Origin of the sequence: Flavobacterium algoris (genome assembly GCF_048158525.1) — a bacterium.
In the GTDB taxonomy this organism is placed as follows: domain Bacteria; phylum Bacteroidota; class Bacteroidia; order Flavobacteriales; family Flavobacteriaceae; genus Flavobacterium; species Flavobacterium algoris.
In genome coordinates this window covers 20207-40960 of record NZ_JBLNKT010000029.1, presented here as the reverse complement: position 1 = coordinate 40960, position 20754 = coordinate 20207, and the positions used below count along the sequence as shown (strand labels likewise).

Sequence of the window (20754 nt, the reverse complement as noted above, 5' to 3'; positions counted from 1 at the left end):
ACATTCCTTTGCTACAGAATTAGTTCCTGTTTTGAATTGCAATTAAGACAAATGTACAAAACTAGTTCTAAAAAAAGTGTCGCTAAACAGATGGCAAGTTTATTCGGGAAGTATAAATCATACTATTCTGTTTCAGCGCATTTCACTTCCCAAAAGCAAAAGAGCAAACTGTTTTAATGGATTGCCAATTCCGGCAAATATTCGATTTGAATATCGGACAGCCCAACCTATGTCTAATTTTTAATTCCAAAAAAATGAAAAGAATAATTCTAGTATCGTGTTACATCATTGCATGTGTTGCAATGGTTTCTTGTTCCGCTGACGAAGTGGAAACAACCCCAAACAATAATAAACAAATATCCGCTGATATGCCTGATAATTCTGGTGGAGGTTCAAGTGGCCAAATCCCAACTAGTCCACCAAAACCATAATATAAATAGTTATTTCTAATATAACATATTTAAATTAATTTCTGTATTTTCGGGGAATGGCACTACAAAAGCAACATTTCCCGATTTACTTTTTTTTATTGATATTATCATTTGGGCTACAATCTTGCAAAAAAGAACAACAAAACATTCACAAAACTACAGACAATTCAAATTACACAAAGAATATTACCCTCGCTGAAAAATATATCAATAATCAAGAATTTGATAGCGCATTTTACTATTATAACCAAATCAAATCTAATAGTAATCCAAATAAAGACCAAGACAAAATTATCTATTGCTTACTAAAACTAGCATACATCCAGCAAGTAAAAGGTGATTATTCCAGCAGCGAATCCAGTGCAACTGAAGCAATCCAATTTTTTCAAAAAAATACGGATTCTTATTATCAAATTTCTATTTATAATATATTAGGGATCAATTACAAGAATCTTTTTGATTATGATAATGCTATTTACTATTATAATAAAGCATTAAAATTATCAGAGGATGAATTACAAAAAGTAATTCTTAAAAATAATATTGCAGTTGCATATCTGGACAAACACAACTATCAATATGCAATAAATATTCTTTTGCCGTTGACCTTAAAAAAAGAAGTAGTTAACAATCCTGAAAATTACGCAAGAGTCTTAGATAATTTAGGTGTTGCTTATTTTAAAGTTGGTAATCCGAAAAGCCTTAGCTATTTGAATCAATCCTTAAAAATAAGAAAACAGATAAAAGATGACTTTGGAATAACCACGAGCTATCATAACTTATCTGAATTTCACACGAAAACAAATCCAAATTTATCATATAAATATGCCCAATTATCCTATGAAAAAGCAACAAAAATAAACAGTGTTGATGATCGCTTAAAATCATTGGCACTATTGATAGAAAATAGCATTGGCAATGAATCTAAAAAATTCTCTCTGTTACACTTAAAAATAAATGACAGTATTAATCAAGTGAGACAAAAGGCAAAAAATCAATTTGCTAAAATAAAATATGATTCCAAAAAAGAAAAAGAAGAAAATTTAAAACTAAAAAACCAAAAATCGGAGAATGCACTTCAATTGGAACAACAAAAAAATAAAAATCAATTTCTATATTTTGTAGTAGTAATTATTATTGCGTTGAGTATATTCATCTTAAATTTTCTTGTTACCAAAAACAAAAGAGAAAAAATAAAAACCTCATACAATACCGAAATCCGGATCGCAAAAAAACTTCATGATGAATTAGCTAACGATGTATATCATACAATGGCTTTTGCAGAAACACAAGATTTGTCAACCAATGAAAATAAAGAAATATTGCTCACTAATTTAGATACTATTTATTCCCGAACCAGAAACATTTCTAAAGAAAATAGTACAATAGAAACTGGACTACACTTTATATCCAACTTAAAAGAAATGATTTCAAGTTTCAATAACACTACAGTGAATGTATTGATTATCGGTATTGACACTATAAATTGGACAGTTTTAGAAAGTAATAAGAAAATTACTGTTTATCGAGTACTTCAAGAACTACTCGTCAACATGAAAAAACACAGTCAAAGTAGTTTAGTAGTGTTAACTTTCAAAAAAAATCAAAAAAAATTACAAATAGATTACAGTGATAACGGCGTTGGAGCTACATTTGATGAAAAAAAATCAAGAAATGGACTACAGAATGTGGAAAACCGTATTCAGGCTATAAAAGGAACAACTACTTTTGAAACTAAATCCGACAAAGGATTCAAAGTAAATATTATTTTTCCATCATAATCGTATCCTTATGTTCCAAAAAGTTTTAGTCGCCGAAGATTTAGACAGTATCAGTATTACCGTCGTTCAAGCTCTCGAGGAACTTTCAATCGTAGAAATTCACCATGCAAAATATTGCGATGATGCATTTTTAAAAATTAAAAAAGCACTTCATGATAATATGCCTTATGATTTATTGATTAGTGATTTATCATTTAAAAAAGACCACCGAGAAAATAAACTTTCAACTGGTGAAGAATTAATTGATGCGGTAAAAAAAATACAGCATGACATAAAGACAATAGTATTTTCTATTGAAGATAAATCCTTTAGAATAAAATCTCTTTTTAACAATTCAGGAATTAATGCCTATGTTTCTAAGGGACGCAACAGCATTCCTCAATTAAAAAATGCAGTTCAAAACATTTTCAATAGTGATGAAAAAATAATTTCTGCTGAATTATCCCATCTATTAAGAGAGAAATCTATATTGGAAATTGAGGCCTATGATATTTCACTTTTGAAATTATTATCAAAAGGTCTAATTCTGGATGAAATCGCATTAGAATTTAAAAATTCTGAAATCAGTCCTAATGGTACTAGTAGCATAGAAAAACGAATCAACAAACTCAAAATCTACTTCAGAGCGAGTAATAATGTACATCTAATAGCCATCGCTAAAGATTTAGGATTAGTATAATTTTATCTCAAAACCTCTCCAAAAGTGCGGTTTATAAAACTAAAGAACTCTAAATTCAACAAACTCCACTTATTCATTATAAAAAATTAGTACTTCTAAATCAAAAGAATTGTATTTTTTTAAAATGTTTAAAAAAATCATCCCTCTTTACGGTTTCCCGTAAAGAATAAATTTTAATTAAACTTAGGTTTGGCCTGTTTAACTTTAAAATTAAAATAATGGCCAATTTCACAAGTGACGATTTAGCATTTACAGGATATTCACAAACGGTAAATTCGGATAATACTGAAATCGTATATGTAGATAAAACAGAAGAATTTGAAGTAGTTAGTTTTTGCAATCAGTTTTTAGAAAAATATAAAGTCCCTCAAACAAAAGCAAGTTTTCAAAAAGTAGAAAGTTTTTTGCAACATTCTATTTTAGAACATCAAGTTTATAAAGAAGAATTATTAGACTGGATTGCTAGTAATTGGATTAAAATATAAATTACTCTATCCCAATACTATTATTATAACCTAAATACGGCTTCCCGTAAAGTTGGATTTTTTATTGTGTCTAATTTCGTTTCCATAAAATAAAATTCAATTTCATAAAAGATAATAAAGTCATGATAAAAAACGACAATACGATTGTATTAGACCTTAAAGGGAGAAAGAAGGATTTAAAATGGAATAAATTAGTTGATGACTACGTGAATTATGTGAAAGAATATATCCTCAATTATAAAAAATCCCTTAAAGGAAATTCAATTTCATTATCAAAATATCCTTACATGAGAGCGAAATCAGAAGCTTTAGGTTTGAAATTAGATAAGGCACAAGAAAAAGAATTATTGACAAAGGAGCAAATAAAAAAAATATTAAAAATTAAAATGAAAATTGTTAATAGTTGCTGTGAATAATTATACATTATATAAATGTCAAATGAAAAAAACCTTATTAATAGGACTCATCCTATTCCTTACATTATCCCCTTGCCCTCCGAAAAAAGAAAAAAAAGAAAAAATAATTTACTTCAATACTTCCGATTATAAATATGATGATGATCAAAGTATTAATCCAAACCCAAGAAGATAATTCAAAGTATTCTAATGGAAAGCTAAAGCAACTGATTTTTATAGCCAAAATCAGTTGAAATAAAAAAGAGAAGCTTCTGATAAATTTTGCTTTTAAAATAATAGAAAGCTATTAAAACTATTTTTTTATTTAAAATGAGGTTTCCCGTAAAGAAATGAATTTTATTGACTGTAAGTTTGAAATCAACTTAAAACTCAAACCTATGAACCCTTTATTTTTTTTAAATTTTAGATCATTCTTTGAAGTACAACTAGCAATAATATTTATAGGTGTCAGTTGTATCGCTTATTTAGTATATAAAATTTGGCAAAAAAGATAAGAATGTGGAAAGCCGTAAAGAATTGATTTTTAATAGATTTAGATTTGTTTGTAACTAATTAATATCTAAAAAAATTATGGAACTAACTAATCAACTCAAATCATTGGCCGACAAAATCAATCAGCTAAAAGATAAAATTGAAACTGAAGAATCTACTAAACATGCATTTGTACTACCATTCATCAACATGCTTGGTTACGATGCTTTCAATCCTCTGGAAGTTGTGCCTGAATTTACAGCCGATTTAGGTTTAAAAAAAGGAGAAAAAGTAGATTATGCCATTTTTCAAAACGGAGAACCTATACTGATTGTTGAATGCAAAAGTTGGAAAGAAAATCTCACGATTCACAGTTCTCAATTATTTCGTTATTTTCATGTTACTAAGACACGTTTTGCTCTTTTAACCAATGGAATTCAATATCAGTTTTTTACTGATTTGGACGAGAAAAATAAAATGGACCAAAAACCATTTCTTGAATTTGACATTGTAAATCTCAAAGAAAACTCCATTATTGAAATAGCCAAATTTCATAAATCAAGTTTCAACGTAGATCATATTGTAAACAATGCAAGTGCATTGAAATATACTAAAGAGATAAAAAAGCAAATCAATGACGAACTGGATAACCCTTCCAATGAATTTATCAAACTCTTTGCCAATAAAGTCTATGCAGGAAGACTCACTGAAAAAGTTATGGAAGAATTTAAAGAATTAGTCCAAAAAGCATTCAATCAATTTATCAGTGAAAAAATTAATGACCGTTTAAATGCTGCTCTCAATAAAGAAACTATTAAACAAAAAGAAGAACAAACTGAACCTGTTGAAGAAGAGAGCCGAGTAATTACTAGCGAAGAGGAACTGGAAGGTTACCGAATTATAGTTGCAATTCTAAGGCGCAAACTTCCTGTAACCCGAATTATTCATCGTGATACACAATCTTATTTTGGGATTCTTCTTGACGATAACAATCGAAAACCTTTATGTCGATTACATCTCAATGGAGGCAAAAAATATATTGGTCTTTTCAATGAAAATAAAATAGAAATTCGACAAACCATTCAATCTGTGGATGATATCTATCAATTTGAAAAGGAATTGTTGGAGACGGTTGGGTTGTATGAGGTAGAGTAATTATTATCAATAAGTTTATTCACTTGAAATAGTATTTATTTTTTCTACAAATGAGGAAAGCCGTAAAATATTGATATTTAATTAAATTACGTTTGTTTTTAATAATTTAAAAAAAAATGGGATATAAATTATTAATTACATCTGACTTGCCAAACGTAACAAAAGATCAAAGAGAAGTTTATTATCAAGTGTTGAAAGAGGAATAAAAACTGACAATTTAGACACGGCTAGGAAAATCGTTTTCACCGAAGGGGAACAAGTGATGGAGTAATTAGTATAATTACAAATCATTTAAAAAAAGTAAAATTAACTAGTAAAATTACAAGGGTTGATTATACAATGCAATTGGGATATTAATAATTTAATCATTGACTATATAAAACAAGAATTATGGAATATAAAGTAATACCATTTGTAGCTTCAATAGATGCAAATAAGGGAAATTCAAACCATGTAGCTGAACAATTAGAAAGTTTGATAAAAAATTATACCACTCAGGGTTGGAAATACGTGAGATTGGAAAGTGTTTCAACTTTTGTACAACCGGAATCAGGTTGTTTTGGATTAGGAGGAAAACTAGGATTCACAACTAATCGACAAATGATTGTTTTTGAAAAATCTTGTTCCAATTATGTCTTTGAAATTACCCAAAAAGATGGTTTTCTAAAAGGATTAAAAGCATTTTACTTTAGATATCAAAATTGCAGAGGAAATTTTGAAATCTTTAAAAATCCAATCACTAATAAAACACAAATACTACTTCCTACAAGAATAGTAATTGATAGTGACGAAATAGCAGAAAGATTATTAATAAACTAAAATATAGAAAACTATGAAAAATTATTATGTAAACAAGCAAGCTCAATCAAATGGAGATCATGAAGTACATACAGAAGATTGTCGTTATTTACCAAATCTATCAAATAGAAAAGCTTTAGATAAACATGGGAATTGTAAATCAGCAGTTACTGAAGCAAAGAAAACCTATACACAGTCAAACGGCTGTAAAACTTGCTCTTTAGATTGTCATACCAGTTAACAATCATGGGCTTTCGTTTCTCAAAAAGAGTTAACCTTGGCGGTGGTTTGGGGTTAAACATCAGTAAATCGGGAATTTATCCAAGTGTAAGAACTAAAAGCGGAACTATAAGTAACAAAGGTTTTTCAGTTAGAACTAGAGTATCTGGAGTTTCCTATAGAAAATCATTTAACGCATCAAAATCGAGTGGTTGTCTATTAGTGTTCATTATCTACTTCAGTTTAGGTGTTGTCTTTTACCAAATCTTTAAATAATATTATTTAATTATAAAAATACTTTATACATCACTCTATTTCTTTTGTTTTCTTATGCTACTTAAAGTCAAACAACTTTTAAAAGATTAATTGCTTCAGCTTGTGAAAGTAGAGGTTGTACAGGTACCGAATATTGTTCCGTATGTAAAAACTATTCTGGCTGTAAACATTGTGACAAAGATGAAGGGACTTGTGGCATTTGTGGTCCTACTCCAAAAAAGAAAACTATTTTCAAAAAAAATTAAAAGCAGTAAAAGTTCAATAAAAACAAGAAAATCATAATTCAAAAATATACTAATTAAATTTTCAAAAATATGGATTCTAATACTAACATGACAATTCAATTAAAAAGTCATTTTCTTCGACTTTATCAAATGGCTTTAACCGATGATAATTTTGATATTCTCGAACTTCAAATGCTATATCATTTTGCTGAAGAAAGAGGAATTCCTAAAGAAGAACTAGATAAATTATTTCTTAATCCAGTTAATCATGAATCAAATATTCCTGAAGATTTAAACACTAGAATTGAGTATCTGTACGACTTAACTCATATTATGTGGGCAGATGAAAAAATTACAGATGATGAGTTAAATACATTAAAAAAGTATTGTAAAAAATTTGAATTTTTAGATGAAAACATAGATGAATTAGCAAATTATCTAATTGATTGTATTCAAAAAGGAATTAATAAACAAACGATTATTAATCAATTAAATTCATAATTTATGAAATCATTACAACAACTATTTAGCTTAAAAAAAGTTAAAGAACCTAAAATAGATACTTTTGAAGAAGTCCAAGAAGATGGAGAACAAATAAGAATCACTTATTATAAAAGTGGTTTTGCTGCTTCAGTTAAAGCGACTGGAAAACCGATTGTTTTGAGGGCCTGTTTACAAAATTTATTCAGCAGTTTTGAAGACCAATGCAGAAAACAAATTTTAGAACAAGAAAGATTAAAGCAACCTTATAAAGAAGAACAAGAAAAAAGTAGAACAGAACTCAAAAAAAGTGAAACCGCAATCGCTATTTATGAACAAAAAGAACAAGAATTCAATCGAAATATAGACAAAGCGCAACAAGAAATAGTTGATGTAAAAGTAAACCCGAAAAAATACATTGACGATGGTAAAGGGCAAAAAGCACAATTCTATGTTGGTTTAATTCTAATACTACCTATAACACTCTATTTATTAGTTTTTTACATTTCAGCATCCTATTCTGCTTTTTTTAAAGAATTCGCAGATGATAGTTTAACAGCTGCAATTTTTGATGCTGATGCACTTACAAATTCCTTTAAAGCAAGTTGGCTTGAAGGGGTTTTAGTTATTACCATACCATTCGTATTTATGGGATTAGGTTACATAATTCATATGGTACAAAAAGGTAAGGGAATAAAAAATATTTTTAGAATGATTGCTCTGTTTACCACTACTTTTCTATTTGATGGATTATTGGCCTATATAATTGAAAAAAAAATATACGATTTCAATAAAACACTTGATTCTCCGCCATATAATTTAAGAATCGCATTAGAACAAGCTGAATTTTGGATGATAATCTTTGCGGGATTTGTAGTATATATAATTTGGGGGTTGGTATTTGATTTTGTTATGAAAGAACATGAAAACCTGGATAAAATCAGAGTGTTCATTCGCGGAAAAAAAGAAGAATTAATCAATTTTGAAAAAATAAAATTAGAAAATTCAAACAAAATTGATGATTTTAAGCAACAAGCTGTCACCATTAACGGCTCTATTAAAGTATTACAATCTAAAATAGACGGATTTGTTTTCCCAGTAAAAGAATACTTAAATTATCACCACCAATATAAAGAAGGGTGGTATCAAGCTATAGGTACTGAAATTGCTCTGCCTCACAGAGAAAAAGAAGATTTGTTAGAGAACTGTGAAACTACATCAGTAGAACATCTAAAACAATTAAATCTAATTGATCCTGATTTCCAACATCTTGTATATTCAAAAAATTAATATTATGAAACTAAATATCAAATTATTAACCCTTTTATTGATTACGATTCTATCATTTTCATGTAAAAATGAAGAAAAAGAGGAAAATGAAGGAGCTCCAAAAATAAAAGATACTTCTGAAAATCTAAATATTAGTTTGCTTCTTGATTTATCAGATAGGATCAGCCCAACTAAATATCCAAATCCAACTATGGAGTATTATCTTAGAGATGTTGGATACATAAATTCAGTATCTGAAGCTTTTACGGAACATGTTCGTACCAAAAAGGTTATACGAGCACATGATAAAATTCAATTGTTTTTTGACCCTGCTCCTTTTAATCCTGAAATAAATAAAATTTCAAAAGAATTAAAAATTGAAATTAATAAAACAAATGTTTCCAAAAAACTAATAAACGATACCAAAACAATTTATGCAACAGACCCTTTAACCATATATAAACTAGCAATTAAAGATGGTAATTATATAGGTTCGGACACTTGGAAATTCTTTAAAAACAAAGTCAACGATTATTGTATCGAAGATGATTATCGTAACATTCTTGTGATATTAACTGATGGTTATATTTATTATCAAGATTCTAAAATAAAAGAGGGTAATTCAACAAGTTATCTTACTCCAGAAATAATAAAAAGTAATCAATTAGACATCTCTGATTGGAGCAGAAAAATGATGAATGAAAAATTAGGGTTTATAAAAGCGAATAACGATTTATCAAAACTTGAAATTCTCGTTTTAGGTATCAATCCAAACCCTAAAAACCCATACGAAGAAGATGTGATAAAAGCCTATTGGACAAATTGGTTTGAGGCAATGAAAGTAAAAAGATTTGAAATAAGAAATGCTGATTTACCATCTAATATGGATAAAGTGATTAAGAATTTTATATCAAAAAATAAAAATTAAATAACGTTAAACTAAATCAATTATGAAAAAACTATCAATTCTACTTACTGTTTTCTTATTTATTTTAAGCTCGAGTATCAATGCACAAAGTGGTCATTACAAAAATGGTAAAGGAAGCTCCCACAAAGGAGGTTCCTACAAAAACTCTAGTACAAACAATCATTATAAAAAAAGAAAGTAGTAAAATCTATTTTATAATTAAAAAAGCAAAAACATCCAAATAAAAGGGTGTTTTTTGTTTTCAAGAATATAATCGTAATAAAAAAAGATTCTGAAATATATACTTCTTAAATTTGTCAGACTTTGAATACCCAGATTTTAAATCAAAACACTATTTTGGCTAAAAACGAATATTTTGTATTCCATATATTTTTCTCTAAATGAAACCCTTACTTTCCTTATTCCTTATCTTTATATTCTCCGTTGCTTTCTCCCAAACCAAACTCCTTTCCTGGAATTTGGAAAACTTTGGTAAATCAAAATCCGAAGAAACGATCAATTATATTGCTAATTCACTTAAAGATTATGACATCATTGCCATTCAGGAAGTGGTTGCCGGTTATGGCGGAGCGCAAGCAGTGGCAAGATTAGCGGATGAACTTAATCGAAAAGGAATGAAATGGGATTATGTGATTAGTGACCCAACCAGCAGTAGTGCTTATAAAACCGAACGCTACGCTTTTATTTGGAAAACGAGTAAACTTAAAAAAATAGGAAAAGCATGGCTAGAGAAAAAATATCATTTGGAAATCGACAGGGAACCGTATTTCTGTACGTTTCAGTATGAAAACAAACAGTTTACAGTGGCCAATTTTCATGCCATAACCAAAAACAAACAACCCGAAACCGAGATAAAATATTTCAAATTTTTACCTGAAGAATACCCTACTTTGAATTTAATATTTACGGGTGATTTCAATTGTCCCCAATCGCATACCGTTTTCAACCCTTTGAGGAAAATGGGATATCAATCTATTTTGGTTAACCAAAAAACGTCGCTGAAACAAGAATGTAAAAATGATAAATGTCTTGCGTCAGAATTCGATAATATGTATTTTAAAACTTCAAAAATCAACACTATAAATTCGGGAGTTATAGCTTTTTACAAAAATTTCAATTCACTAAAACAAGCCCGAATAATTTCCGATCATATTCCCATTTGGTTTGAATTTTATTTGAATTAATAACCTAAATAACATCGATTTAAATAAATAAGTAATAGCTAAAATTTAATGTCGTATTTTATTAAAACTCTAAATTTCTTTGCCACAGATTTCAAAGATTAGCACAGATTAATTCGTCACCTAGCTTTAAAAATCTTTTTAATCCTTCCAATCTGTGGCAAAAAACTCTTTTTAATAATTGCGACAATATATCTTTCGTGCTATTTATCAATCGAAAACTTCAAAATTATCCCCATCAAAACTGGCAAAAACCATACTGGGATGAGAATCCTGATGAAACATATTTCCTTCCTTATCAATAGCAATTGCGCCGGCAAAACCATCATACGGTTTTAATTCGTTGAATGTTTTAGTAAAAGCTTCTTGTATTGTAAAACCATCGGTAACCCGAGTAACAATTTTGGCAGCAGTTGCATTACTCACAATATCCTCGCCTACTCCTGTCAAACTCACGCCACAAAATGCATTGGCATAATTTCCGGCAACTGTTGCAGAATCCGAAATGCGTCCCGGAATTTCAAAACCTTTACCACCTGTAGAAGTAGCTACGGCAATTTTCCCGTTTTGGTCTAAAGCCACACAACCCACCGTTCCCGTTCCCTGTGCTTTCAGTTTTGCTTCATATTCAGCTCTACGTTGCGGAATCTCAGTTGAAAAAGTTTCGAAACCGTGTTGTCGTGCAAAATTAGTCGCTCCACTCCCACCTAAAACTCTGTCGTCATATTGCATCAATACTTGAGCAACCTGAACCGGATTTTTCACTTCTTCGATATTGATAACGCCACTCATTTTTTGAGTTTCACCATCCATAATTGCAGCGCTCATTCTGATTTTTCCGTCACTTTGTATTTGAGAACCAATTCCTGCATTAAACAATTCGTCATCTTCCAAGAGCGAAACGGCATAAACCACTGTCTCTAATGCGGAATGTGTTTTTAGAAAGGAATAAGAATCTTTTACAATTCGTTCCAGCGCATTTTGCTTGGCAACTTTTGTTTCGTGGTTGGTGGATGATTCTGAGAAAAACCCGCCATGAATGATTAGTTTCATGATATTGAAGTGGGTATTGGGTCTGGTATGGGACTAAAGCCCAAACTAAGTTCCCAAAACCGAATTAAATTATACGTATTGTGACGATTGAATGTGCATTTTATGCGTTTCAAGATTGTAAGTGTCAAATTTACTCATTACGTGCGTCACCAAATGGGAGATTGAAATAGGTTGCCCTAATTCAACTTGCGTCAAATTGGTGTCTTTTATTTCACGGCCATCAACCAAAATAACCAAACCTGAACCAATAGCTTCCATTTGGGCATTATTGGTAATCAACAACCCCGTATCTTCTCCAAGCCCTATTCCCAGTACTCTGGGATTACCAACAACGGCTTGAAAAAGTCTGCCAATTCTCCCGCGTTGCACAAAATGGGTATCAATAATAACACCATCTATTAAACCCAATCCGCTCGAGATTTTTACTTCGCCTTTCAATAAAGCCTCCGAGCTGCTGCCTTGATAAATCATATTATTGGAAGCTGCCGCAGCACCTGCAGAAGTTCCGGCATAAATAAATTCTTCATTATGGTATTTGTCTAATAAAATATCATGAAAAGGTGTTCCGCCAAGAATAGAAGTCAAACGCAATTGATCTCCTCCGGTAAACATAACGATATCGGCAGCTTTCAATCGGGCTAAAACAGTCTCATCGGCAGCTTGTTCCCGTCTTTCGATGGTAAGTATATCCACATTTTTGGCGTTCAAATACTCAAATGCTTTAACATATTCAGGACCAATTTCTCGCGGAATTACAGAAGCCGTTGTAATGATTTCTATTCGCGAATTCTCTTTGTGTTTTGATTCGTTTAGTATCCTTTTTAAAATCCCAGTTTCAAAAAAGTTTAAATTGCTAGTAGCATTTTTATCTAAATCAGTTTCAGTAAAACTTCCTTTATCTACCGCACCTCCTATTATTATTAGTTTTCCTAGTATATTCATTTTGTAAAAATAACCAAAAAGATAAAAGAAGCCATTGAACTATCGCTTTTTTTTAAATTATCACAAACAGAACACATATTGTTTATTTTTAAAGAAATAAATTTTGATTCCTATTTTAAAAAAACTAATTTAGTTGCATTATGTACTTTTTTCAAAAAAAACACAAACTAATAGCTGCTTTTTTTTCAAAGTTAGAATCTATCAAATTTAAAATCAATTCATTACAGATCCATTTTCCAGTTCAAAAAATAACATCCCTGTTTTTATGAAAATAATTAAAGTACAAGCCCTTCGTGGACCCAATATTTGGAGTATCCAAAGAAAAAAGTTAATTCAAATGCGATTGGATTTGGAGGAAATGGAACAATTTCCAACTAATAAAATTGAAGGATTTAGAGAACGCATTGAATCTATGTTTCCTACGATGATTGAGCATCGCTGTTCCGAAGGTTGTCGTGGCGGATTTTTTTCCAGAGTAGAACGCGGTACTTGGATGGGACATGTAATTGAACATATTGCACTTGAAATTCAATCCTTGGCAGGAATGGAAACGGGCTTTGGAAGAACCAGAGAAACCAAAACTCCCGGAACTTATAATGTAGTCTTTAGTTATACCGAAGAAAATGTTGGTCTTTTTGCCGCAGAATCTTCTGTTGCAATTGCCGAAGCATTAATCGCCGGAACGGATTACGATTTGAATGCCGACTTGCAAAAAATGCGGGAAATACGGGAACGCGTTCGACTAGGACCAAGTACCGGAAGTATTGTAGAAGAAGCCGTTTCCAGAAATATTCCTTGGATTAGACTTGGAACAAATTCCTTAGTTCAACTAGGATACGGAATTAATCAAATGCGTTTTCAAGCAACGATCACCTGTAAAACCAGTAGCATTGCTGTAGATATTGCCTGCAACAAGGAACTTACCAAAAAAATGTTGGACATGGCTTCGATTCCAGTTGCCAACGGAAGCATTTGCACGGACGAAGAAGGTCTGGCTGAAACCATTGAAAAAATTGGTTATCCGATCGTATTAAAACCTTTGTCCGGAAATCACGGAAAAGGCGCTTCCATTAATGTTACCAATTGGGAAGATGCTGTTTCAGGCTTGGCTTTCGCACAAGAATATGGCAAACGTGTTATCGTAGAAAAATTCATTACTGGTTTCGACTTTAGAATATTAGTGATTGATAATAAATTAGTTGCTGCCGCAAAACGGGTTCCTGCTCACGTAATCGGTACTGGAAAAGACACCATTCAGCAATTAATTGACATGACCAATCTGGATCCCAGAAGAGGTTATGGCCATGAAAATGTGTTAACCCAAATTGATGTTGATCGAGATACCGAAGATTTATTGGAAAAATCAAATTATACATTAGAAACTATTCCTAGAATTGGGGAAATAGTATTCCTAAAATCCACCGCCAATTTAAGTACTGGCGGAACTTCTGTAGATGTTACCGATATGATGCACCCAGAAAATATTTTTCTTGCCGAAAGAATTTCAAGAGTAATTGGACTGGACGTTTGTGGTGTTGATATTATGGCAGATAATTTAACGCAACCATTAAAAGAAAATGGTGGTGTAATACTGGAAGTCAATGCCGCTCCGGGTTTTAGAATGCATCTTGCTCCTTCTGAAGGATTACCCAGAAACGTGGCTGCACCAGTTATTGACATGTTATATCCTCCCGGAAAATCCTTTCGAATTCCTATAATAGCTGTGACGGGAACCAATGGTAAAACCACTACTACCCGACTTTTGGCACATATTGTAAAAAACAATGGTTTCAAGGTCGGATTCACCACATCAGATGGGATTTATATCCAAAATCACATGATGGAAAAAGGCGATACTACCGGACCTCAAAGTGCTGAATACGTTTTGAGAGATCCAACCGTGGAATTTGCAATTTTAGAAACGGCTCGAGGAGGAATCCTTCGTTCCGGTTTAGGATTTAGCCGTTGCGATATTGGAATTATTACCAATATTCAGGAAGATCATTTGGGTTTAAGCGATATTCATTCTCTTGACGATTTGGCCAGAGTTAAAGCAACAGTTGTAAAAAGCATCAAGAAAGACGGTTGGGCTGTTTTGAATGGAGACGATGAACACTGTATAAAAATAGGGAAAGATCTAAATTGTAATGTCGCTTATTTTAGTTTGAGTGAAGACGGTGATTTCATCAAAAAACTTTGTGCCGAAGGAAAAACGGTTGCTGTATATGAAAACGGATTTATTACTATCAAAAAAGGCGAATGGAAAATCCGTATCGAACGCGCCACTCACGTACCTTTAACGCTGGGCGGAAAAGCAAAATTCATGATTGCCAATGTACTTGCGGCAACTTTAGCGAGTTATTTATGGGGTTTTAAAACCGAGGATATTAGTTTGTCCTTACAGACTTTTATTCCAAGTGCGGCACAAACTCCGGGGCGTATGAATATTTTTGAGTTCAAAAAATTCAAAGTATTGATTGATTTTGCTCATAATCCATCGGGTTACAAAGGAGTAGAAGAATATTTGCAAAGTGTCGATGCGACCAAGAAAATTGGAATTATTGCTGGTGTCGGAGACCGTCGGGACGAAGACATTAAAGAATGTGCTTTTATAGCAGCAAGAATGTTCGACCACATTATCATTCGACAAGAAAAATACCTGAGAGGAAGAACCGAAGAGGAAATTATTGATTTAATACTCGAAGGAATTAAAAATTCAGGCAAAATAGTTACTTATGAAATTATTCCTAAAGAAACTGAAGCCATAAAACATGCCATCAATTGTGCCGAAGAAGGGAGTTTTATTACTGCATTAAGCGATGTGGTTACTAATGCGATCGATATTGTACAAGAATATTTGGATAAAGAAAACGAACACGGAAGCATTTAATTTTTTTTAGGAGCTATTTCCTGCTTTCCATTGCAATCAGGGCTAAAAAACAAAAAGCCAATCGGTATCGATTGGCTTTTTTGTTTTATACTAAGTCTTCTGTTTTTTCTTCTTGGCCGCAGGAAACAACACATTATTCAAAATCAAGCGATAGCCGGGAGAATTCGGATGTAAATCCAAAACTGTGGGCGCATCTCCCACCTGATGCTGAAAATCTTCGGGATCGTGACCTCCATAAAAAGTGAACATTCCTTTTCCTTTTTCACCATGAATGTACCGCGCTTCACCGTTCAACTCACAAGTCCCCATCACCAAAATATTCGATTTTATCAGCGACGCATCAAAAGAAGTCGTCTGTCCCATAAATCCTTTGACCAACTGCGTATGATTTTGACACAACATACTCGGAATTGGATCCCACTTTGCCGAAAATTCCATTAAGGTAAAATAATCTTTATCCATTAAAATCCTTCTTTTCGAAGTCATATCAATATCCGAAAATTCATATTGCTCTGGTCTTCGTTCTAAAATAAAATCTTTGAAAGCAAACGAATTATTATAATTCATCTTCGATTGATAATTGGCTTCGCTGGCATCACCGTCAAACATGGCTTCGCAAATATCCACACCATCTGCTGCCAAAGCAATATCAAAACTATCCGTTGCGGAACACATCGCAAACATAAATCCGCCGCCAATCACAAAGTCCCTGATTTTTTTGGCTACTGCACCTTTTTCTTGTGACACTTTGGAATAGCCTAATTTTGTGGCCAATGTTTCGGCATCTTTCTTTTGTTCGATATACCAAGGCGCATTTTTGTAAGCTCCATAAAATTTACCGTATTGGCCCGTAAAATCTTCATGATGCAAGTGCAACCAATCGTAAAGTAGTAGTTGATCACTTAAAACTTCTTCATCATAAATGGGTGTAAAAGGAATTTCGGCATACGTCAAAACCAGCGTTACCGCATCATCCCAAGGCTGTTTCCCTTTGGGTGTATAAACCGCTATTTTGGGTGCTTTTTCTAATACTACCGTTTCCATATTTTGAGAAGGACTCGAAATCTCCTCTAGAATTCTGGCTTCTTCACTATCGGAAAGAATTTCAAAACTCACTCCCCGAATCTGACATTCTTTGCGTATTTCTTCAGCATCAGGCAGTAAAAAAGAACCACCTCGATAATTGAGCAACCAGCTTGCTTTATAATTTTTATCCAAACACCAATACGTAATTCCATAAGCCTTCAGATGATTTTGCTGCGTAGTTTCATCCATTGGCAACAAAATAAAAGAAGCCTTCGCCGAAAAGGAAATAAAAATGAATAAAATATAGAGGGACTTCTTGAAAGACATTACCGTTTTTATTTCAAAGATAATCGTTTTTAGGAGATGAAAATCATAAAAAAATAAGCTAAGACAATCACAATAAGACTGATTAAGCAGAGTAATGCTAATTTTTAAACTGATATTAAAATTAAACACGAATTTCACGAATTTACACGAATTAATTTGTGCAAATTCGTGAAATTCGTGTTTAATATGCTATCCAATTTTTAGCGGTAAATGATTGTTTTATATTTTAGAACGGTACATCACTGTCGTCGTCCGGGTCATTCAGATTACTTCCAAAAGCTTCATTAGCCGATGGCAGGTTTTTAGTAATAAAAGGATTGTCATCTTGATTCATACTCGATGGCAAGTCATCATAACCTCCACTGTAATCTTCCAGATTATCAAATTTACCCAGATGTCCAATAAACTTCAAACGAACATTTTCTATACTACCATTACGGTGTTTTGCAATCATTATTTCCGCCTGACCTGCAGTTGGAGAGGCTTCATCATCATCCCATTCGTCAATTTTGTAATATTCAGGACGGTATAAAAACGATACAATATCGGCATCTTGCTCAATCGCACCCGATTCACGAAGGTCAGAAAGTAAAGGCCTTTTACTGGAGCCACGGGTTTCCACCGCACGCGACAATTGAGAAAGTGCAATTACAGGAACATTCAATTCTTTTGCCAATGCTTTTAAGTTTCGGGAAATCGTCGAAATTTCCTGCTCTCTGTTTCCTCCGCCTTTTCCGTTTCCACCGGCCGTCATCAATTGCAAATAATCAACAATGATAATTCGGATTCCATGTTGCGAAACCAAACGTCTCGCTTTTGCTCTTAAGTCAAAAATAGACAATGATGGTGTGTCATCAATATACAGCGGGGCTTTTTCTAAATTTTTAACTTTGGTACTCAATTGTTCCCATTCGTGTTTTTCCAGTTTACCGGTACGCAATTTCTCCGATGACAAACCTGTTTCGGAAGAAATCAAACGGGTGATCAACTGAACCGACGCCATCTCCAGAGAAAACAAGGCAACTGGCATTCCGAAGTCAATGGCCATATTTCGTGCCATCGATAATACAAATGCGGTTTTACCCATTGCTGGTCTTGCCGCTATAATAATTAAATCACTTGGTTGCCAACCCGAAGTAATCTTATCTAATTTATCAAAACCAGTCGCTACACCGCTCAATCCTTCTTGACCGGCAATTTCTTCGATTCTTTTTTTGGCTTGTAAAACTAAACTCTGGGCTGTTTCAGAACTTCGTTTTATGTTTCCTTGTGTTATTTCGTATAATTTGGATTCGGCTCTGTCTAATAAATCAAAAACATCCGTTGTTTCATCGTAAGAATCTTCAATAATTTCCGTAGAAATTCGAATCAAACTGCGTTGAATAAATTTTTGAAGAATAATCCTGGAATGAAATTCAATGTGTGCCGAAGACGAAATCTTTTGCGTCAGCTGAATTAAGTAAAAATCTCCTCCTGCCAACTCTAATTTTGCATTTTTCTTGAGTTGGGCAGAAACGGTTAATAAGTCAATAGGCTGCGTTTCTGTAAACAGTTGAACGATAGCCTCAAAAATATGTTTGTGTGCATCTTTATAAAAAGCGTCGGGTTGTAAAATGTCAATTACATCATCTACCCCTTTTTTATCAATCATCATGGCGCCAAGCACAGCCTCTTCTAAATCGAGAACCTGTGGTTGCAATTTTCCTTTTTCAAGGCTTATTATAGTAGTTTTATCAACCTTCACAGGATTAATATTTCTGAAGTTTTCCATAGAGCGAAAGTAACAAAAATTAAAAAAATATCTTCATTGAGTTGTTACAAATAATTGTTCATAAGTAACTATTTTTTGTTTATAACCATAAAAAAATCCGAAACTGTAAGGCTTCGGATTAAATATCAATTTGTAAGATTTTACTCTTTATATTCACCCATTTTACTGTATTTGTCCATTCTTCTGGCAACTAATTCTTCTGTTGATAAGTCTTTCAACTCATTGAATCCTTTCATGATATATTGCTCTACCGTTTTGAAAGCCGTCTCTCTATCGTAATGCGCTCCACCTAATGGTTCAGGGATAATATCATCCACTAATTTTTGCTTTTTCATGTCAGCTGAAGTCAACTTCAATGCTTCGGCAGCTTGTTCTTTATATTCCCAGCTTTTCCATAAAATAGAAGAACATGATTCAGGAGATATAACAGAATACCAAGTGTTTTCCATCATATATACTTTATCACCCACACCTATTCCTAATGCTCCACCAGAAGCGCCTTCTCCTACAATAACAGTAATAATTGGCACTTTTAGACAAATCATTTCGAATATGTTTCTGGCAATTGCCTCACCTTGACCGCGTTCTTCGGCTTCTAATCCTGGATAAGCTCCTGGAGTGTCAATTAAAGTCAAAACTGGAATACCAAATTTCTCTGCCATTTTCATCAATCGCAACGCTTTTCTATATCCTTCTGGATTTGGCATCCCAAAATTACGAAACTGACGTGTCTTAGTATTAAATCCTTTTTGTTGACCTACAATCATAAAAGATTGTCCGTCAATTTTCCCTAAACCACCAATCATGGCTTTATCGTCTTTGAAACCTCTGTCCCCGAAAAGTTCCAGGAAAGTATCTCCACACAAAGCACGTACGTGATCCATTGTGTAGGGACGACTAGGATGTCTTGATAGTTGTACACGTTGCCAAGCAGTCAAGTTTTTATAAATATGTCTTTTGGTTTCTTCTAGTTTCTTGTTGATTTGCTTACAAGTATTAGTAACATCAACATCCGATTCTTGACCAATAACTAGACATTTATCTAACTGTTCTTCTAGTTCTTTTATTGGAAGTTCAAAATCTAAATATTCCATAGGATTTCTTCGTTTTGTTTTTAATTGGAACGGCAAATATAAAATTTTAAATCGTTCAAAGAGGTAAATTTTATATTTATGTGTCTTACGACACTTTATAAAGTGCTAAAATCATTCTTAAAAGGAACATAAAACAACGCTATTTTTTTATTTAACAAATGAAAATAAAGCACTTACAAATGAACTGCTTTTATCTTTTGAAATTAAAAGTACAAAACCAATCTTACTCCATAAATGAAGCTTAGTTTATAATTACTTCTTTTCTTTTGCCAATTCTTTTCTGGATTTGTAAGCTTTTAAGTATTCTCCTTTTGGAGTTCCGTCATCAAAAGAGCTATATTTTATTACTGTTCTTACGCCTTGACGTGCTTCTTCATTCGTGAAATTTTCATATTCAATACGATACAATGCAGAATACATTTCGGCACGACCGATACCATGATAACAATGAATCAACACTGGATAATTGTCTTTGTTATCCATTATTTTGAAAAATCGGTCTAAATTCTCTTGTTTTGGAACCTGATCTGAACCATTATTGAAATAATTTACTCCTTTTATTTTAGCTACCGCAACTTGCTCGGCAGTAAGTTCAGCTGGAATCTCAGGGTTATTCTTTAAATCCGTAGTTCCTGGAAAACGCAAATCGACAATCGATTTTATATGGTATTTCTTAACATAACTTTCGATCTCATCTGGTGGAATCACTCCTGACTTGTACACTTTTCCTTCGGTAATCGTTTCAAAATTATGGTTGATGTTCATATCATAAACATATTTCCCCACCAATATTAAAACGATTGCAAGGATTGAAAATCCAATTATTTTTTTATTCTTTTTCATCTTGTAAAATTATTA

At 32.5% G+C, this 20754-nt stretch carries 21 protein-coding genes; 15 read left to right on the top strand and 6 right to left on the bottom strand.

What is annotated here, in order from left to right; all coding sequences use genetic code 11:
* Positions 1–254 precede the first annotated feature (254 nt).
* The 14 genes from ACM55I_RS13535 (at position 255) to ACM55I_RS13465 (ending at position 10796) form a co-directional block, all read left to right on the top strand.
* Positions 255–431: a hypothetical protein gene (locus ACM55I_RS13535; RefSeq protein WP_416847376.1), complete on the top strand. Its 177-nt coding sequence runs from the start codon at positions 255–257 to the stop codon at positions 429–431.
* Positions 432–487: 56 nt separating this feature from the next.
* Positions 488–2212 carry a tetratricopeptide repeat-containing sensor histidine kinase gene (locus tag ACM55I_RS13530; protein ID WP_416847375.1) on the top strand — a complete coding sequence of 575 codons (1725 nt, stop codon included), beginning with the start codon at positions 488–490 and terminating at the stop codon, positions 2210–2212.
* A gap of 10 nt (positions 2213–2222) precedes the next feature.
* Positions 2223–2891 carry a DNA-binding transcriptional response regulator gene (locus ACM55I_RS13525; RefSeq protein ID WP_416847373.1) on the top strand — a complete coding sequence of 223 codons (669 nt, stop codon included), beginning with the start codon at positions 2223–2225 and terminating at the stop codon, positions 2889–2891.
* Positions 2892–3109: 218 nt separating this feature from the next.
* Positions 3110–3376, top strand: a complete 267-nt coding sequence (locus tag ACM55I_RS13520) for a hypothetical protein (RefSeq protein ID WP_416847371.1) — start codon at positions 3110–3112, stop codon at positions 3374–3376.
* A gap of 122 nt (positions 3377–3498) precedes the next feature.
* Positions 3499–3792, top strand: coding sequence for a hypothetical protein (locus ACM55I_RS13515; protein WP_416847369.1), 294 nt, complete (start codon positions 3499–3501; stop codon positions 3790–3792).
* A gap of 570 nt (positions 3793–4362) precedes the next feature.
* Positions 4363–5418, top strand: a complete 1056-nt coding sequence (locus ACM55I_RS16350; RefSeq protein ID WP_465245413.1) for a type I restriction endonuclease — start codon at positions 4363–4365, stop codon at positions 5416–5418.
* 390 nt (positions 5419–5808) lie between these two features.
* Positions 5809–6237 (top strand): hypothetical protein, encoded by a 429-nt coding sequence (locus ACM55I_RS13500; protein WP_416847367.1) that lies wholly within the window; start codon positions 5809–5811, stop codon positions 6235–6237.
* 13 nt (positions 6238–6250) lie between these two features.
* A complete protein-coding gene (locus tag ACM55I_RS13495; protein WP_416847366.1) occupies positions 6251–6457 on the top strand; it encodes a hypothetical protein in 207 nt (68 codons plus the stop codon).
* A 5-nt stretch (positions 6458–6462) separates the two neighbouring features.
* Positions 6463–6711: a hypothetical protein gene (locus tag ACM55I_RS13490; RefSeq protein WP_416847364.1), complete on the top strand. Its 249-nt coding sequence runs from the start codon at positions 6463–6465 to the stop codon at positions 6709–6711.
* A gap of 314 nt (positions 6712–7025) precedes the next feature.
* Complete coding sequence (locus tag ACM55I_RS13485) at positions 7026–7436, top strand: hypothetical protein (RefSeq protein WP_416847363.1); 411 nt, start codon at positions 7026–7028, stop codon at positions 7434–7436.
* 3 nt (positions 7437–7439) lie between these two features.
* Positions 7440–8705, top strand: a complete 1266-nt coding sequence (locus ACM55I_RS13480) for an ABC transporter permease (RefSeq protein ID WP_416847361.1) — start codon at positions 7440–7442, stop codon at positions 8703–8705.
* Between the two features lie 4 nt (positions 8706–8709).
* Complete coding sequence (locus ACM55I_RS13475) at positions 8710–9612, top strand: hypothetical protein (protein ID WP_416847360.1); 903 nt, start codon at positions 8710–8712, stop codon at positions 9610–9612.
* 22 nt (positions 9613–9634) lie between these two features.
* Entirely contained in the window at positions 9635–9793 is a 159-nt protein-coding gene (locus tag ACM55I_RS13470) for a hypothetical protein (RefSeq protein ID WP_416847359.1), read from the top strand.
* Positions 9794–9992: 199 nt separating this feature from the next.
* Positions 9993–10796 (top strand): endonuclease/exonuclease/phosphatase family protein, encoded by an 804-nt coding sequence (locus ACM55I_RS13465; protein ID WP_416847358.1) that lies wholly within the window; start codon positions 9993–9995, stop codon positions 10794–10796.
* Between the two features lie 207 nt (positions 10797–11003).
* Here ACM55I_RS13465 and ACM55I_RS13460 read toward each other — a convergent pair whose 3' ends face one another.
* Positions 11004–11846 (bottom strand): isoaspartyl peptidase/L-asparaginase, encoded by an 843-nt coding sequence (locus tag ACM55I_RS13460; protein WP_416847357.1) that lies wholly within the window; start codon positions 11844–11846, stop codon positions 11004–11006.
* Positions 11847–11915: 69 nt separating this feature from the next.
* Positions 11916–12788 (bottom strand): cyanophycinase, encoded by an 873-nt coding sequence (locus ACM55I_RS13455; RefSeq protein WP_416847356.1) that lies wholly within the window; start codon positions 12786–12788, stop codon positions 11916–11918.
* Positions 12789–13053: 265 nt separating this feature from the next.
* Between ACM55I_RS13455 and cphA the strand changes: the two genes are divergently transcribed.
* The gene (gene cphA / locus ACM55I_RS13450) at positions 13054–15678 is read left to right on the top strand and encodes a cyanophycin synthetase (RefSeq protein ID WP_416847355.1); all 2625 of its coding nucleotides are present in this window, start codon (positions 13054–13056) and stop codon (positions 15676–15678) included.
* A 90-nt stretch (positions 15679–15768) separates the two neighbouring features.
* Here cphA and ACM55I_RS13445 read toward each other — a convergent pair whose 3' ends face one another.
* From ACM55I_RS13445 to ACM55I_RS13430, 4 genes are all read right to left on the bottom strand, one after another.
* Positions 15769–17031, bottom strand: a complete 1263-nt coding sequence (locus tag ACM55I_RS13445) for an asparagine synthetase B (protein WP_416847354.1) — start codon at positions 17029–17031, stop codon at positions 15769–15771.
* Positions 17032–17257: 226 nt separating this feature from the next.
* Positions 17258–18802 carry a replicative DNA helicase gene (dnaB, locus tag ACM55I_RS13440; RefSeq protein WP_416847353.1) on the bottom strand — a complete coding sequence of 515 codons (1545 nt, stop codon included), beginning with the start codon at positions 18800–18802 and terminating at the stop codon, positions 17258–17260.
* Positions 18803–18942: 140 nt separating this feature from the next.
* Complete coding sequence (locus ACM55I_RS13435) at positions 18943–19896, bottom strand: acetyl-CoA carboxylase carboxyltransferase subunit alpha (protein WP_416847352.1); 954 nt, start codon at positions 19894–19896, stop codon at positions 18943–18945.
* A gap of 252 nt (positions 19897–20148) precedes the next feature.
* Positions 20149–20739, bottom strand: a complete 591-nt coding sequence (locus tag ACM55I_RS13430; RefSeq protein ID WP_416847351.1) for a dual specificity protein phosphatase family protein — start codon at positions 20737–20739, stop codon at positions 20149–20151.
* Positions 20740–20754: the final 15 nt, after the last annotated feature.

Coding starts and splice junctions, on each gene's coding strand:
- ACM55I_RS13520 (WP_416847371.1), top strand. CDS start 3,110: ATGGCCAATTTCACAAGTGACGATTTAGCATTTACAGGATATTCACAA.
- ACM55I_RS13535 (WP_416847376.1), top strand. CDS start 255: ATGAAAAGAATAATTCTAGTATCGTGTTACATCATTGCATGTGTTGCA.
- ACM55I_RS13515 (WP_416847369.1), top strand. CDS start 3,499: ATGATAAAAAACGACAATACGATTGTATTAGACCTTAAAGGGAGAAAG.
- ACM55I_RS13430 (WP_416847351.1), bottom strand. CDS start 20,739: ATGAAAAAGAATAAAAAAATAATTGGATTTTCAATCCTTGCAATCGTT.
- ACM55I_RS13460 (WP_416847357.1), bottom strand. CDS start 11,846: ATGAAACTAATCATTCATGGCGGGTTTTTCTCAGAATCATCCACCAAC.
- ACM55I_RS13490 (WP_416847364.1), top strand. CDS start 6,463: ATGGGCTTTCGTTTCTCAAAAAGAGTTAACCTTGGCGGTGGTTTGGGG.
- ACM55I_RS13435 (WP_416847352.1), bottom strand. CDS start 19,896: ATGGAATATTTAGATTTTGAACTTCCAATAAAAGAACTAGAAGAACAG.
- ACM55I_RS13445 (WP_416847354.1), bottom strand. CDS start 17,031: ATGTCTTTCAAGAAGTCCCTCTATATTTTATTCATTTTTATTTCCTTT.
- ACM55I_RS13480 (WP_416847361.1), top strand. CDS start 7,440: ATGAAATCATTACAACAACTATTTAGCTTAAAAAAAGTTAAAGAACCT.
- ACM55I_RS13500 (WP_416847367.1), top strand. CDS start 5,809: ATGGAATATAAAGTAATACCATTTGTAGCTTCAATAGATGCAAATAAG.
- dnaB (WP_416847353.1), bottom strand. CDS start 18,802: ATGGAAAACTTCAGAAATATTAATCCTGTGAAGGTTGATAAAACTACT.
- ACM55I_RS13470 (WP_416847359.1), top strand. CDS start 9,635: ATGAAAAAACTATCAATTCTACTTACTGTTTTCTTATTTATTTTAAGC.
- ACM55I_RS13465 (WP_416847358.1), top strand. CDS start 9,993: ATGAAACCCTTACTTTCCTTATTCCTTATCTTTATATTCTCCGTTGCT.
- ACM55I_RS13525 (WP_416847373.1), top strand. CDS start 2,223: ATGTTCCAAAAAGTTTTAGTCGCCGAAGATTTAGACAGTATCAGTATT.
- cphA (WP_416847355.1), top strand. CDS start 13,054: ATGAAAATAATTAAAGTACAAGCCCTTCGTGGACCCAATATTTGGAGT.
- ACM55I_RS13530 (WP_416847375.1), top strand. CDS start 488: ATGGCACTACAAAAGCAACATTTCCCGATTTACTTTTTTTTATTGATA.
- ACM55I_RS13455 (WP_416847356.1), bottom strand. CDS start 12,788: ATGAATATACTAGGAAAACTAATAATAATAGGAGGTGCGGTAGATAAA.
- ACM55I_RS13495 (WP_416847366.1), top strand. CDS start 6,251: ATGAAAAATTATTATGTAAACAAGCAAGCTCAATCAAATGGAGATCAT.
- ACM55I_RS13485 (WP_416847363.1), top strand. CDS start 7,026: ATGGATTCTAATACTAACATGACAATTCAATTAAAAAGTCATTTTCTT.
- ACM55I_RS13475 (WP_416847360.1), top strand. CDS start 8,710: ATGAAACTAAATATCAAATTATTAACCCTTTTATTGATTACGATTCTA.
- ACM55I_RS16350 (WP_465245413.1), top strand. CDS start 4,363: ATGGAACTAACTAATCAACTCAAATCATTGGCCGACAAAATCAATCAG.